The following is a 15,212-nucleotide window of genomic DNA, read 5'->3' on the forward strand; positions in this document are numbered from 1 at the left end:
CATAAAATGAAAATTTTTATAACTCTATATGTTGTGGTTTTATTTTTTCCTGTTACATTATTGTCTCAAATTGGTATAAATACAGGCAATCCACAAGCTTTTTTTCATGTAGATGGAGGTGGGGATAATCCTGCGGTTGGAGTTCCAAGTGCTGCACAACAATTAAATGATGTAGTGGTGGCTTCTAATGGAAATGTAGGAGTTGGAACAAGTAATCCTGATACTTCAGCAATTTTGGATGTCACAAGTACAACTCAGGGTTTTTTACTTCCAAGACTTACCACTGCTGAGATGAATACTTTGACACCTACTTTAACATCCGCAGAAGATGGATTGATGATTTTTAATTCTACGGATAATAGTATTTATTTTTATGATGGATCTATTAATATGTGGAGAGGAAATAGTAGTAGGGTAATTAGAAATAGTATGGGTAATCAAGGAAATATAGCTGCTGCAAATACAAGGACACTTACTACAAATTTTACTCTTCTGGGAAGACAGCAGATTCTTGTTGTAGCTTCTTTTAATCCTGAATGTAATACCAACGGAGCAGATCTTGATACCAGTGGAGAAAATTATTTAAGGATAAACGGGACAGACCAATTGCATAGACTTTATGCAACCAGAAATAGAGCAAACGATGTGTATCGTTATTCTAATATGAGTACCTGGTCCGGAACATTGGATCCGGGAACTCATACTATAGAATTTGTAATGGTAGGAGCAGGAGGAGGAGTGAACAGTTTTTTTAGGGATATTGTTATGGATGTCTATATCTATTAAAATTAATTTTAAAAATGTTCGAAAAATTAATTTCAAGTGTTTTTATATATATTAATAATTATCAAAAATGTTAAAATTTTTAATATAATAGTTTTACTTGTATGTTAATTAAATTATTTGCTTTTTTTTTTTAATAATAAAAAGTTATTATTATATTTGCTAAAAATAACACTATGAAATCAAAATTTTACTCCTTAATTTTACTTTTTCCTTTTTTCGCAATCGCACAAGTAGGGATTAATACAACTAATCCTGATGCTTCTGCAGCATTGGATGTTACAAGTACAGATAAGGGTATATTAATCCCTCGTGTGGATCTACAATCTCTTACCGATACAACTACCGTCCCAAATCCTGCTAATGGTTTAACTGTATTTCAGGTTACGGATTTAGTAAACAATCCTTTCAATACTATGGTTGACGGCTACTATTATTGGAGTACAGCACAAGGACAATGGGTGAAACTTTTAGATGATTTTGCAGGTTGGAAGCTCAGGGGCAATGCAGGTACCACACCAACAGCTACAGTACCATCCGCTGTAGGTACATCCAATTTTATTGGGACTACAGATGCTCAAAACTTGACTATTGGTGTCAACGGTATTTCAAGAGCTATTTTTAATCAAAAAGGTAGTTTTTATGGTGGTGCAGGTACGGTTGATGCTGGAGTACTTCCAGCTGCAAACACGGTTCCCAGTGGGAGTATTGGCAGCTTTGTTTGGGGAGCAGGAAATACTGCAACTCAAAACTTTAATTATTTGTTTGGTAATACCAACACCAGTTCTTCTAGTGTTACCGGTATAATGGGTACTTCAAATACTTTAGGCACAAACTCTCAGAATACTCTTGTAATTGGTAGATTAAATAATATTACTAATTTCACAAACTCATTTGTATCAGGTTATACTAATACTATCACATCTGCTTCTGGAAGTCTTAATGGTGGTAATTTTGTTTCAGGAAATACTAATACATTAACGGGTCTTAATAATCCAGTAGGTATCGTAGTGGGTGGTTCATCAAATACTGTTTCAGGTGTCGTTAATAACCTGACGGAATTTGGTACGAGCAACTCAGTGAGTTCCAGCAATTCTTTTGTAACAGGATCCAATAATACCATCAATGCTAATATGACCAATGCAGCTGTAGTAGGAACCTATAACACACCTGTAAATAATTCCTTATTTATTGTGGGTAATGGTACAAGTTCGGCAACAAATAATGCAGTGGTAGTTTTAGGCAATGGTAATGTTGGACTTGGTAATAATAATGCGCCTGCTTCTACTTTAGATGTTACAGGAACTGCGAGAGTATCATCAAGAACAGGAACTGCTACAACTGTATTGGGTGTAAATTCTGCAACGGGACAATTAACAGATTTAACTCTTGGTTCCGGGCTTTCCTTAAGTGGGGGGACTTTAAATACTGTGAACGCAGCAACAACAGTAAGCAACACATCTTCTGCTAACAACTTATCAACCACAGTGAATGGTGTAACAGGAGCGACTGTACCAATTGTAAATTCTATAGGAAATACTGTATCTGGGAACACGGTTTCAACTACTGTAAATGGAGTATCAGGTACAGCAGTAACAGTTCCTAATATCTACACTGCGGATGGTACATTAACAGCAAATAGAACGGTAACACAGGGAGCAAATACATTAGCATTTACTTCTACAGCTACTAACGGATTCTCAGTAGATGGTACTACTTTTTCCGTAGATGCAGCCAATAATGCAGTAGGAGTAGGAACAGCAGCTCCAAACACTAATTCTGTATTAGAACTTAATTCAACTACTAAAGGTTTATTATTGCCGCGAGTAGCACTTACTTCAACAGTTCTTGCGTCTCCGCTTTCTGCTCATGTTGCAGGTATGGAAGTTTATAATACTGCTACTAATACAACAGATGCTACAAACCCTGTTTTCCCTGGAAAATATTACAACGATGGTACAAAATGGTATAGAGAAACTACACCAAGTGACAAAAAAATTATTGCGGGTGCAGATGGTGCAGACTTTCTAGCATCAAATGTAGTTACCGTACCGAACGGTAGTGCTGCATTAACCACATTGGCAACCTACAATTTTACTTTAGACAGACCAAGTTATGTGGACTTCCGAGCGGCTGTAACTTTTAGTATTACTAACTCAACCAATACTGGTCCTATTACTGATGGAAGGATTAGATTAATCTATGCAGATTGGAAATTTGTTACATTCCCTGCTGCCGCGGGATTGAGTAGTGCTAAAGAATATGGATACTCATCACATACATATTCAAACTCTACAGGTAGTAGTGCGACAACAGTAATGTCAGGTAATTTTGCAGTGACACCTAATCTATATATAAAATTACCCGCAGGAACATATTCGGTACAATTAGTAGGTAATGCTGTAGGCTCATTAGCTGCAACGGTACCTACATCAGGATTTACAATAACTTATGGTATAGATCCAAGTGATGTAGTAAGTATTGTATCAACACCTGTACAATAAAAGCTTTTCATAATCATAATAAATGTAAAAGAGACTGTCTTATTAAGATGGTCTTTTTTTATGCAAATATTTTTGCAAAACCTATCATGCTTTAATTTTTAGTGTAGGAAAAAAAATATATAAAAATTAATTTAAGTTCATATATTTGCGGGTCGCTTAAGCAAAAAATAAGTTTTTTTCTTAAAAAATTATATTTTAACTCATTGACTATTAAATTGTTGTATTGTTAATGAGTTTTGAAATGTATACTTTATGAAAATATAAATTTATTATAAAGGCGATAAAAATTTAAAAAACAGAATATTGTTAATAAAATAATTATCAGAAGATGAAAAAACAAATTTTACCAGTGTTTGTATTAGTTTCGGCTATTTTTTACAAACTCAATGCGCAAGTAGGGATAAATACATCAAGTCCCTCTTCTACATTAGAAGTAGTAGCTAAAAATTCAACGGGTACTAGTACCAATGTAGATGGAGTTTTAGTTCCGAGAGTAGACAGAGAAAGAGCTCAGAGTATGACTTCTATACCTGTTTCTACACTTATTTATGTGAATAATATTACTACAGGTACACAAACAGGCAATGCTGCAAGAATGGACAAGGTTGGTTACTATTATTATGATGGAACAATATGGTTTCCTTTAGATCCAGATTTGCGTAATGTAGGAAATGGTAATCACGTTACCAATGATGCGGGAGCTGGAGCAAATGGTACTAGTGGTGGATCAGCAGGAGGATCTTCTAATATATTTATTGGTCGTAATGTAGGTGAAAGCAATACTTCAGGAGGGAATAATATAGTATTAGCAACAGATTATTTTTCTAAGAACACTATAGGTACGTCTAATGTAGCTATGGGCGGAATGTATGAAAATACAACGGGAAATAATAATACTGCTCTTGGGACTGATGCACTTTATAGTAATACAACAGGTAACGAAAATATAGCAGTAGGGTATGGAGCATTCTATTTTAATGACAACGGAAACAATAATGTGGCTATAGGAAGTAATTCTGGGGGGCTTTTTGTAGGTCCAGGTACCAGGAATGTTTTTTTGGGAGATAATGCAGGAAATACTTTGGCAACAGGAAATAATAACGTTTTCTTAGGAGCCGGTTCCGGAGCAGGAGGATCTAATCAGGCTTCAGGAGATAATAATATTTTCATAGGATCTAATACTTCGCCTAATATTTCTGTTACTGCCTCCAATCAGTTGAATATTGGCAACTGGATCTATGGATATAACGGAAAAATAGGAATAGGTGCTAAAAATCCTTCCACAAAGTTTCAGGTAGGAGGAGATGATAGTATTGGAGCAAGTGATGTGAGTATTGTAGCAAGCCCAACTCTTCCCAATGACGCAGGAGATCTCATATTTACAAAAAGCACCGGAAGCGAATTAGGACGTGTATGGACAAATTCTAACGGAAATTCCGGGTTATTACTATCCGGAAGCTCTACTGCGGGAGGTTATCCTCTGATGTTTCTTAACGATTCTAAACAAGTGGCAATAAATACATTGTCTCCAACTGCAACATTAACGGTAAATGGTTCTGTTGCTACTCAAATAAGAACCGGCAATACTACTGTAAATGCAGACGATTATACCATTATCTTAAATGGGAATATTACTTTGCCTAAAGCAAATAGCTCAAATCTGGGAAGAGTTTTGGTACTTTGCGGAGATTCTGCCGGAAGAACTATAAATACCTCTGCAGCTAATGATTTACAAGATTCCGGTGGAAGTTTTTCTTCCTTCGGAACAGGAACAACGAATGGAGGGAGATGTATTACCGTGCAATCTACCGGCTCTGTTTGGTGGATTACAGCAAGAAACTAAGAAAAGAATACCATTTTACATATAGAATATAAGGAATCCGCCAAAGAAAAACTTTGGCGGATTTTTGTAAAAAATCTTTCAATCATAGTAAGAAATTTAGCTACCTTTATTTTTTGAATTTTAAAACCAAAATCTTATGAAATTCGGACAAGTCGAAGACCCTTCAAAAATAGATTTTACCCTTCCACAAGATCATTCAAGAACTTTAGAAATTCTAAAACAAAACAAAAAAGGTTTGGAAAATATTTCCATCGGTTGTGCAAAATGGAACAAAACCGATCTCAAAGGTTTTTATCCGAAAGGTACTAAAGATGAACTGTTCTATTACGCAACACAATTCAATTCTATTGAGCTGAATGCCACTTTTTACGGAATGCCAACTCCGGAACAAGTAATAACATGGACGGAAAAAACACCTGAAAATTTTAAATTTTTTCCAAAAATTACCAATACCGTTTCGCATTTTCGCAGGCTTTTAAATGTAACGGATGTGGTGACACAATTTGCGACCGCAGTTCTTAATTTTGATAAAAAACTGGGAATGGTTTTCCTGCAATTGCATGATAATTTCAAACCGAAAGATTACGAAAGACTCGAAAAATTTGTAAATGAATGGCCAAAAGAAGTTCCGCTTGCCATTGAACTTCGTAATAACGAATGGTTTTCCGATGAAGAAATTTTCAATAAAACGTGTGAGCTTTTTGAAAAAAACAATATCACTAATATCATTGTAGATACTGCCGGAAGAAGAGATATGCTTCACATGAGATTGACCACTCCAAACGCTTTTATTCGTTATGTGGGAGCTAATGCAGAAAGCGATTATGCACGATTGGACGATTGGCTGGAACGTCTCACCAAATGGAAAAAGGAAGGTTTGCAAAATCTGTATTTCTTTGTACATCAAAATATTGAAAAAGCATCACCGTTGCTTTCCTCCCATTTCATCAAAAAAATGAATGAAGAATGGGAAACCAATATTCATATTCCTAAACTTGCAGATCAACAACCTACTTTGTTTTAAAATAATGAAGAAAATTTATTTTATTCTGGCTTTTTTTATTTTTTGCCTTTTTCAGTCCCAAAATTTTCAGTTAACGGCTCGATTAACCACAACAGGTTTAGTGACTGAATATGTTATAAAAATAGATAATGTTAATTTTAAAATTTCTGAAAAAGGAGATCTATTGGGAATATATTTGGATCAATTAGAAGGAGATTTTCAGTATTATGAAGATTTTTATGATGACGCAAGCTATGGAAAACTAAAGCAAATTGGAGACACTAAATTGACATATTGGGAAGATAATCACTTTGATCTGGGAAAAATCAAAAAACTAAAGACAATAGGAAATATTAGTATTGATTATTTTAATGACGAGAGTTTTAATAAGGTCAAATTTGGAAAAATTAAATCATTAGGAAACATATCTTTTGAATATTTTGATTCCGAATACGAAGATAGATTGACTTATGGAAAACTCAAACGCATAGGAAATATAAATATTTTATTTCGTGGAGATAATGTTTTTGATCCTTCTAAATACAATCAGATTGCTTATATCGGAAATACTCATTTGATCTATTGGGAAGATACATATAATAAAGCGATTAGTGGAAAACTAAAATCTATAAAAGGAAAAACGCCAAATGTGAAAATTACGTTTGAATAAATAATTTATATTTTTTAGGGCAGCTTTTCCGCCTTCCGCTCCCAATCTTTTGCTTTTTGCCAACGCTTGTCACTCTGAGCGGAGTCGAAGAGCCAAAACAAAAAAGCAAAAGGATTTCCGCTCAAGTCGGGCTGCATCAAAAAAACGTTCCAAATGTACTTTGAGAACAACTAGTATAAACTCTAATAAATGAACAAGCAGCAATTACTTTCTCTTGTAAAATTAAAACTTTCCAAGAAAGCTGAAAATCTGGAAAAACTCATTTCCGAAACAAGAGCCTCTAATAATGATACTAAAAGCTCAATGGGAGACAAATATGAAACAGGAAGAGAAATGCTTCAGCAGGAAATTAATAATCTCCAATTACAGTTGAATGAAGTTCTGAAACAAAGGGATTTTCTGACAACTATTTCCACGAAAATTTCGGAAAAAGCAGAAAAAGGAGCAATTGTAGAAACGGAAAAAGGTTTGTTTTATATCTCGGTTTCTTTGGGTGAAATCAGTCCTGAAAATCAAAAAATAATCTGTATTTCTCCCGAATCACCTTTGGCAAAAGCTATGAATGGAAAGAAGAAAAATGAATCCTTCTCTGTGAATAACATTTTGCAAAACATCAAAAATATCTGGTGAATTTTTCCGTATTTTGTAAAACAAATTTTGGTTTTTATTGATAGCTTTTTAGTAGATTAAAAAGAACCCTTAACTTTGATTTTTTTAACTTTGAACCTTGAATTTTGAACGGCTTATGCAAAACTACCTAGACCTTTTACAACATATTCTCGACAACGGAACAGACAAAACCGACAGAACCGGAACCGGAACACGAAGTGTTTTTGGATATCAGTTGAGGTATGATCTTTCAAAAGGTTTTCCTATGGTCACCACCAAAAAAGTTCACCTAAAATCCATTATTTACGAATTGCTTTGGTTTCTAAAAGGCGACACCAATATCAAATATTTAAACGATAATGGTGTAAGTATTTGGGACGAATGGGCAGATGAAAATGGAGATCTTGGTCCGGTTTACGGAGCGCAATGGAGAAGCTGGAAAGGTGCGGATAATAAAGTGGTCGATCAGATTTCGGAAGTTATCGATCAGATCAAAAAAAATCCCGATTCCAGAAGATTGATCGTTTCAGCTTGGAATGTTGCAGAAATTCCGGATATGGCTTTAGCTCCTTGTCATGCATTGTTTCAGTTTTATGTGGCAGATGGAAAATTATCTTTGCAATTGTATCAGAGAAGTGCCGATGTTTTTCTTGGAGTTCCGTTTAATATTGCGAGTTATGCGCTTTTATTGATGATGGTAGCACAAGTTTGTGATTTGGAAGTGGGAGAGTATGTACATACTTTTGGGGATGTTCATATTTATAATAATCATTTTGAACAGGTAAAAAAGCAACTTTCCCGAGAACCAAAATCACTTCCAACAATGAAACTGAATCCAGAAATCAAAAATATTTTTGATTTTGATTTTGAGGATTTTACTTTGGAAAATTATGATCCACATCCGGGAATTAAAGCTCCAGTTGCGATATAAAAGTGGGTTTTCCCACTTTTTTTGTAACAAAATATTCCACAATTATACCTATCAAAAGATATGGTAAAGAAAATAGGATTTATTCTTTTTGCGATTCTTTGTGTTATTATTGGTTTATATCCTTTAATGTATTTTTTTGTTGACCGTGACTTTGGACTTTTGCAAAGCAAGGATATCACCATACTTACTAATATTTTTTGGAATGTAGGTTTTTACATTCACATTATTTTTGGCGGAATTGCATTACTTACAGGTTGGCCACAATTTGTAAATAAATGGAGAATATATAATACAAAATTGCATCGAAATATTGGAAAAATATATGTTACTTCTGCTATTTTGAGTTCATTGGCAGGATTCGGAATTGCTTTTGTTGCAAACGGAGGAATTTTAACATCTTTAGGTTTCCTGTTTTTAGCAATTATTTGGTTTTGTACTACAATTTTAGCTTTTATTTCAATCAAAAACGGAAAAATAAATAGGCATCAGAAATGGATGATTTATAGTTATGCTGCTTGTTTTTCTGCTGTTACACTGCGAATATATCTTCCTGTTTTAATGAATATTTTTCACGATTTTGGCAAAGCTTATCTTATAGTAGCTTGGCTTTGTTGGATTCCGAACCTTGTTGTCGCTTATTTTATTTCGAAAAAAATAAATAATTCCACTACCTTTATTAATCAAGTAACAGATTAAATTTATTATGAAAAAAATACTTATAGCTGCACTTTTTTTAGGTGCTATTTTTAATCCGAATTCTATTTTCGCGCAAACCGAAACATCAGGTCAAACTCCTTTATACAGAGCAACACATACCAAAACTACAGAGCTGAAACATACCAAGCTAAAAGTAAATTTCGATTATCAGAAAGAACAGATGAATGGGGAAGAATGGCTTACTGCAAGTCCGTTTTTCTATTCTACAAATGAATTGGTTCTCGATGCAAAAGGAATGCTGATCCATGAAGTTGCCTTGGACAATAATGGCTCAAAAAAACCTTTAAAATACGAGTATAAAGATGATATTCTGAAAATTACTTTGGATAAAACCTATCAGAAAAATCAGGATTATACCGTTTACATCAAATATACAGCTCGTCCAAATGAAGTAAAACAACAAGGAAGTGCTGCTATTAATGATGCAAAAGGTTTGTATTTTATCAATGCGCAAGGAAAAGATCCGAATAAGCCAACCCAAATCTGGACACAAGGCGAAACGGAATCTTCATCTTGCTGGTTTCCAACTATTGACAAACCCAACCAAAAAACGACTCAGGAAATTTACATGACAGTTCCTGATAAATACGTTACGCTTTCCAACGGAATTCTGAAAGATCAGAAAAATGAAGGAAACGGACTTAGAACGGATCATTGGGTAATGGAAAAGCGACACGCTACCTACTTGTTTTTCATGGGAGTTGGAGATTTTGCAATTGTAAAAGACAAATGGAGAACTATTCCTGTAGAATATTATGTAGAAAAAGAATATGAACCGTATGCAAAACAGATTTTCGGAAATACACCGGAAATGATGGAGTTCTTTTCTAAAAAATTGAATTATGACTATCCATGGGCAAAATACGACCAAATTGTTGGAAGAGACTACGTTTCGGGAGCTATGGAAAATACTACTGCAACACTTCACGGAGAATCTGCACAGCAAAAACCGGGAGATTTGATCGATGAAAATAAATGGGAATATGTAGTTGCGCATGAATTGTTCCATCAATGGTTTGGAGATTTGGTTACGGCAGAAAGTTGGAGTAATCTTACTGTGAATGAATCATTTGCAAATTATTCCGAATATCTTTGGATCGAAAATAAATACGGAAAAGATGAAGCAGATTATCATCTGATGTCAGATTTGGATCAGTATATCCATGGTCCGAATGATTTTAATAAAAATTTAGCAAGATTTGACTATCAATCCAGAGAAGATATGTTTGATTTGGTAAGTTACAATAAAGGTGGCGGAATTCTTCATATGTTGAGAAATTATCTTGGCGATGATGCATTTTTTGCCGGATTGAATGATTATCTCAAAACAAATGAATATCAAAACGGAGAAGCGCATCAATTAAGGCTTTCTTTAGAAAAAGTTTCGGGTAAAGATCTGAATTGGTTTTTTAATCAATGGTATTACAGCAACGGAAATCCGAAAATTTCATATACATACAATTATGAACCGATAAAAAAAGAAGTGACCATTTCGGTTAATCAGACACAGACTCCTTTGTTTCAGTTTCCTTTGACAATTGATGTCTACGACAATGGAAAACCTGTTCGTCAGAAAATTTGGATCGACGCAAAAGCTAAAAATAATGTAACATTCTCGGTTTCTAAAAATCCGGATCTTATCACGTTAAATCCGGACGGAATTATCCTTGCAGATATTACCGAAACCAAAACTCCGGAGCAATATTTAATGCAATATACTTCTACTAAAGATTTTTATGGAAGATACAAAGCTGTGGAAAATGCAATTGAAAATGCTGCGAAAAGCGAAACCTCTGTAAAAACTTTACTGGCAGCTTTGAAGGATTCTTCTTTCAGAATTCGTGAAAAAGCATTGAGTGGATTAGATCTGTCACAACCAAATATTTCTAAATTAGCTTTAGCGGATGTTGAAAAATTGGCTTCTACCGATCCGAAAACTCTTGTTCAGGCAGCAGCAATTTCAGCATTAGTGAAAACTAAAAATGCAAAATACATGAGTATTTATGAAAAGGGAATGACAGCGGTTTCCAATTCTGTAAAAGCAGCGTCACTTTCCGGAATCGCATCTCTTGATCCTTCTAAAGTTGCTCCACTTATTGATACGGTGGATCTTACAAACGCTTCGGAAGATTTATTGTCTGCATTGCTTCCGATTATTGTAAAAAATAAAGCTGAAAAACAAATGCCGGCAATTGCTTCGGTAGTTGCGTTTTATCCGTTTATTAAATTCCAGAATCCGGAATTAGGAAGTTTTGCAGAAGAAGGATACAATTGGATCATGAATTCTGATAATCTGGCAGCTACAGAAAAATTAGCTAAAATTCTTACTCAGGTAAAAGGACAAATCGGGGACAATCCGCAAGCAAAAATGATGATTGTTCAAATGCTGAAAGACGGACTTGCTAAAAAAATGCAGGTATTGAAATCCAATCCGAATAGTGGTACAATCAATCAACAAGTAGACGCATTGAATAAAGTCATTGATGCCTATAAATAATTACAAAAAGAATTCTATGTAGGAACGCGCCATCAAGGCGCGTTCTTTATTTGCAATAAATTAGAAATTATTTCGTACAAACAATTATTTTTTCATTTTCCGAAAATCCAAAATATTCATCTTTTCCAAAAATTTTAATTTCTGTTGAAAACCCTTTTTTTCTTAATCGTTCTGCTAAACCTTCCGCCGAATAGATTCTTACATGATCTTCCTGCCCAAAATGTTTTAATCGTTCTTCAGAAGTTGTAATATCGAAATTTTCATAAATATTTCCGTCTTTGAAAGGAGTTTGAATTATAGCCGTTCCTTCTTTTTTTAGAACACGATACAATTCATCTATTGCAGCCGAATCGTTTTCAATATGTTCCAAAACATGATAACATAAGATAAGGTCAAATTTTTCAGATCCTGCATCAATTTTTGTAATGTCGAAATGGTAATCGGCCAGAAACTCATTTTCATAATCAGTTGGAAAATAATGTATGTCTTTTCTCTTTTTTAATTTTCGGAAAAGAGCTCTGGAAGGTGAAAAATCCAAAACTAAAAAACCGGGTTTCAGATAGATTTCATTCAGAAGTTTGTAAAGTCTTCTGGATCTGGGTAAACTTCCACATATAGTACAAAGCAAATTTCCGTTTTCTAATTTTTCAAAATTTTTAAGTTTGGAATTGCAGATATTACATTCACAATTTTTGCCTTTATAAAATGGATAAAGAGCTTTTCTGAAAAACATTTCGTTTTCAAAAAGAAATTTTTGAGGCAGAATTTTTCGGATAATATTTTTGGTTAATGTATACATGAAAGTGACGCAATTTAATAATAGTAATTGAAATATTCGGCGTTATGATTTATAATTTTTAACTTCGCATCTTAATTTTTATGATATGAGTTTTGGAATAGAAGCAGCAAGTTATTATGTGCCTTCGTTGTATTTGGAAATCAAAGATTTAGCAGAAAAAAGAGGAATTGAACCTGCAAAATTGGAAAAAGGATTAGGACTTCATAAAATGGCTTTTCCTGATGTTCACGAAGATGCTGCTACTTTTGCTGCAGAAGCTTTATTAAAATTAATCAAAGATTATAGTATCAATCCCAAAGAAATTTCCCGGATTTATCTGGGTACTGAAAGCGCTTTGGATGCAGCAAAACCAACCGGAACGTATGCAATGCAAATGGTGGAAAAAGTTCTGGAAAAAGAATTCGGGGAACGTGTTTTCAAAAATTGCGATGTGGTGGATATGACGTTTGCTTGTGTAGGAGCTGTAGATGCTTTGCAAAATTGTCTGGATTTCGTGAAAGCAAATCCTGGTAAAAAAGCCGTTGTAATTGCCTCCGATTATGCAAAATATGAATTGGCTTCTTCCGGAGAATATACACAAGGTGGTGGTGCTGTTGCTGTTTTAGTTTCAGATAATCCCAAACTTGTTGAGATTGAAAATACTTTTGGTGTAGCTACAGAAAGCGTTTTTGATTTTTTCAAACCGAGAAGAAATGCACTTAAAAAAGATTTGTCTTCGGCAACTGAATTGATGCCGGATAAAATTGAAATTTTTACAGATGAACCTGTTTTTGATGGGCAATATTCCAACCAATGTTATCAGGATAGAATTCGTGAAGCCTACCAGCATTATAAAGATCAAACAAATACAGAAAAACCGTATGAAAATTGGAGATATTTAATTTTCCATTTACCTTACGCTTTTCATGGAAAAAGAGTTTTTACCGAGATTTTTAGTCTGGAAAATAATCTTCCGTATTCCAATTCTGAGGAACAAAAGGCAGTGGCTAAATCTGAGAACTATATCCAGTTTATCAATGAAAAAATAGAACCTTCACAGCGTGCATCTTCCGAAATTGGAAATATGTACACTGCTTCAGTTTTTATGGCTTTGCTTTCGGCTTTACAGGTGAGTTATAATAATGATGAAGATTTAAATGGTCAGAAAATAGGATTTTTGAGTTACGGAAGTGGTTCAAAATCTAAAGTTTTTGTAGGGAAAGTTTCTGATGAATGGAAGAATGTTGTCTCCAAATGGAATCTTTTTGAGAACCTGAAAAATAGAACAGCAATTGATTTTGATACTTACGAAAAGCTTCATCGTAAGCAATTGACTTCTTCTATCAATCCAAATTATAAAGGATTCGGTTTAAAATCTATTGAAAGTGAAAATCCTGTTTCTATTGGAGCAAGATATTATCACCATCAATAAAAATAGGTAAGAACGCACCTTTTTGGTGTGTTCTTTATAAAATATCCATTTGAAAATTAATTCAATTTTCTACAAATTTTTCCCCAGAAATTCTAGTGACAAACATGGCTGAGACTATATCTCCGGTTGCATTTAGTAAAGTGGCTAAAGGATCTACCAAGGTTCCGATTATTATTACAGCGGGAATAGCTTCCTGAGGAAGATGATAAACGGAAATCATCAGCATTTCTCCAATATAACCTCCGTTTGGAATTCCACCTGCTACAATACTTACAAAAATCGTAATTCCTAATGCGAGCAAAAGATTAGTTGGTTCAAAAAAATCCCTTCCGATAATTAAAAATGCTACATAAATTTTAATAATAGAAGACATGGAAGAACCCATTTTGTGAAGTGTACTTCCGATTGGGATCACAATATTAGCGACAGAATCCGGAATTCCAATTTTAGAAGCTGCTTCCAGATTTGCAGGCATGGTTGCAAAGCTGCTGCAAGTACTAATCGCTGTTAAGGAAGGATAAATATTATTTTTCCAGAAAAGCGAAATTCCTTTCTTTCCAAAAGCTGCAAAAGCATACAACGAAAAAAATACAAAAAAGTAAAAAGTTCCGGCTGCATAATACAAACCCAAAGGTTTTGCATAAAACCCGAAAAGTTGTGGTCCGACTGTAGCTACCTGAAAAGCAAAATAAGCACCCAAACCAATTGGTGCAACTTTCATTACGATCAATAAAATTTCTTTCATTACTTCATAACCGGAAGAAAGAAAATCTCTGAAAATTTTTCCTTTTTCACCAGTTTTTCTTGCTGCTGTTCCGGTGAGAAAGGCAAAAATCAATAATGCTAACATATTCTGACGGGAAAATAGCTGCGTAAATTCTCCAACCGTAAAAAAACTTACAATTGTGTCGCCCCAATTTTTTGTAGTATTTGTTTCAATGGATTCTGAAGAATTGGAAGATAATGCTTCCGTAGGAAATATGTAAACAACAAAAATAGTGAAAACGGCAGCAATTATAATAAACAAAAGAAATGTTATAATCATGGAAGTAATGATTTTCCCGAATTTATTTTGTTGTTCCACAGCAGCAATGGAATTGGCAACTGCAAAATAGACCAACGGAACTACACTTACAAAAAGTAGATTCAGGAAAATATCTCCAAGAGGTTTTAGATAAGGAACAATTTGCGGGAAGAATATTCCAATGATACTTCCTATAAAAACTCCTAAAAGTAATAGGATAATCCCGGAATAATTTTTTAGGATGATATTCATAATTCAAGTTTCATCAAAGATAGCGGATTCATTTTATTTTTTTTATGCTCTATTTTTTTAATTTGATCAATTTATTGCTCAAAAAAGAGGTGGAAAATTTGTAACATTTTTCGGAATTTATATGAGTAGCATTGATTTTTTGCTTTGCAGAATTTACTAATTTTATTTT

The 15,212-nt window shown here is 34.1% G+C and carries 12 protein-coding genes; 10 read left to right on the top strand and 2 right to left on the bottom strand.

Going from position 1 to position 15,212, the window contains the following annotated elements:
• The first annotated feature begins 6 nt into the window (after positions 1–6).
• The 9 genes from AC2A1C_RS05980 (at position 7) to AC2A1C_RS06020 (ending at position 11,557) form a co-directional block, all read left to right on the top strand.
• Positions 7–786 (top strand): hypothetical protein, encoded by a 780-nt coding sequence (locus AC2A1C_RS05980; protein WP_484024334.1) that lies wholly within the window; start codon positions 7–9, stop codon positions 784–786.
• A 173-nt stretch (positions 787–959) separates the two neighbouring features.
• Complete coding sequence (locus tag AC2A1C_RS05985) at positions 960–3,287, top strand: beta strand repeat-containing protein (protein WP_484024335.1); 2,328 nt, start codon at positions 960–962, stop codon at positions 3,285–3,287.
• A 328-nt stretch (positions 3,288–3,615) separates the two neighbouring features.
• The gene (locus tag AC2A1C_RS05990) at positions 3,616–5,130 is read left to right on the top strand and encodes a hypothetical protein (protein ID WP_484024337.1); all 1,515 of its coding nucleotides are present in this window, start codon (positions 3,616–3,618) and stop codon (positions 5,128–5,130) included.
• Between the two features lie 136 nt (positions 5,131–5,266).
• Positions 5,267–6,154, top strand: a complete 888-nt coding sequence (locus AC2A1C_RS05995; protein WP_484024339.1) for a DUF72 domain-containing protein — start codon at positions 5,267–5,269, stop codon at positions 6,152–6,154.
• Between the two features lie 4 nt (positions 6,155–6,158).
• The gene (locus AC2A1C_RS06000) at positions 6,159–6,803 is read left to right on the top strand and encodes a hypothetical protein (RefSeq protein WP_484024341.1); all 645 of its coding nucleotides are present in this window, start codon (positions 6,159–6,161) and stop codon (positions 6,801–6,803) included.
• A 189-nt stretch (positions 6,804–6,992) separates the two neighbouring features.
• Entirely contained in the window at positions 6,993–7,433 is a 441-nt protein-coding gene (locus AC2A1C_RS06005; RefSeq protein WP_484024343.1) for a hypothetical protein, read from the top strand.
• Positions 7,434–7,548: 115 nt separating this feature from the next.
• The gene (locus AC2A1C_RS06010; RefSeq protein WP_484024345.1) at positions 7,549–8,343 is read left to right on the top strand and encodes a thymidylate synthase; all 795 of its coding nucleotides are present in this window, start codon (positions 7,549–7,551) and stop codon (positions 8,341–8,343) included.
• Between the two features lie 60 nt (positions 8,344–8,403).
• Positions 8,404–9,039, top strand: coding sequence for a DUF2306 domain-containing protein (locus AC2A1C_RS06015; RefSeq protein WP_484024347.1), 636 nt, complete (start codon positions 8,404–8,406; stop codon positions 9,037–9,039).
• Positions 9,040–9,046: 7 nt separating this feature from the next.
• Complete coding sequence (locus AC2A1C_RS06020; protein ID WP_484024349.1) at positions 9,047–11,557, top strand: M1 family metallopeptidase; 2,511 nt, start codon at positions 9,047–9,049, stop codon at positions 11,555–11,557.
• Between the two features lie 67 nt (positions 11,558–11,624).
• Here AC2A1C_RS06020 and AC2A1C_RS06025 read toward each other — a convergent pair whose 3' ends face one another.
• Positions 11,625–12,356 (bottom strand): class I SAM-dependent methyltransferase, encoded by a 732-nt coding sequence (locus AC2A1C_RS06025; protein ID WP_484024350.1) that lies wholly within the window; start codon positions 12,354–12,356, stop codon positions 11,625–11,627.
• Positions 12,357–12,441: 85 nt separating this feature from the next.
• Between AC2A1C_RS06025 and AC2A1C_RS06030 the strand changes: the two genes are divergently transcribed.
• Positions 12,442–13,767 carry a hydroxymethylglutaryl-CoA synthase family protein gene (locus AC2A1C_RS06030; RefSeq protein WP_484024352.1) on the top strand — a complete coding sequence of 442 codons (1,326 nt, stop codon included), beginning with the start codon at positions 12,442–12,444 and terminating at the stop codon, positions 13,765–13,767.
• Positions 13,768–13,828: 61 nt separating this feature from the next.
• Here the strand turns inward: AC2A1C_RS06030 and AC2A1C_RS06035 are convergent, their stop codons facing one another.
• Positions 13,829–15,043, bottom strand: a complete 1,215-nt coding sequence (locus tag AC2A1C_RS06035; RefSeq protein ID WP_484024354.1) for a dicarboxylate/amino acid:cation symporter — start codon at positions 15,041–15,043, stop codon at positions 13,829–13,831.
• Positions 15,044–15,212 lie beyond the last annotated feature (169 nt).

This window comes from Chryseobacterium sp. HNCC26DJ241, assembly GCF_057180505.1.

Excerpts from the sequence above, each read along its gene's own strand:
- AC2A1C_RS05995 (WP_484024339.1), top strand. The coding sequence starts at position 5,267 with ATGAAATTCGGACAAGTCGAAGACCCTTCAAAAATAGATTTTACCCTT.
- AC2A1C_RS05990 (WP_484024337.1), top strand. The coding sequence starts at position 3,616 with ATGAAAAAACAAATTTTACCAGTGTTTGTATTAGTTTCGGCTATTTTT.
- AC2A1C_RS06030 (WP_484024352.1), top strand. The coding sequence starts at position 12,442 with ATGAGTTTTGGAATAGAAGCAGCAAGTTATTATGTGCCTTCGTTGTAT.
- AC2A1C_RS06010 (WP_484024345.1), top strand. The coding sequence starts at position 7,549 with ATGCAAAACTACCTAGACCTTTTACAACATATTCTCGACAACGGAACA.
- AC2A1C_RS06000 (WP_484024341.1), top strand. The coding sequence starts at position 6,159 with ATGAAGAAAATTTATTTTATTCTGGCTTTTTTTATTTTTTGCCTTTTT.
- AC2A1C_RS06035 (WP_484024354.1), bottom strand. The coding sequence starts at position 15,043 with ATGAATATCATCCTAAAAAATTATTCCGGGATTATCCTATTACTTTTA.
- AC2A1C_RS06005 (WP_484024343.1), top strand. The coding sequence starts at position 6,993 with ATGAACAAGCAGCAATTACTTTCTCTTGTAAAATTAAAACTTTCCAAG.
- AC2A1C_RS06025 (WP_484024350.1), bottom strand. The coding sequence starts at position 12,356 with ATGTATACATTAACCAAAAATATTATCCGAAAAATTCTGCCTCAAAAA.
- AC2A1C_RS06020 (WP_484024349.1), top strand. The coding sequence starts at position 9,047 with ATGAAAAAAATACTTATAGCTGCACTTTTTTTAGGTGCTATTTTTAAT.
- AC2A1C_RS05980 (WP_484024334.1), top strand. The coding sequence starts at position 7 with ATGAAAATTTTTATAACTCTATATGTTGTGGTTTTATTTTTTCCTGTT.
- AC2A1C_RS05985 (WP_484024335.1), top strand. The coding sequence starts at position 960 with ATGAAATCAAAATTTTACTCCTTAATTTTACTTTTTCCTTTTTTCGCA.
- AC2A1C_RS06015 (WP_484024347.1), top strand. The coding sequence starts at position 8,404 with ATGGTAAAGAAAATAGGATTTATTCTTTTTGCGATTCTTTGTGTTATT.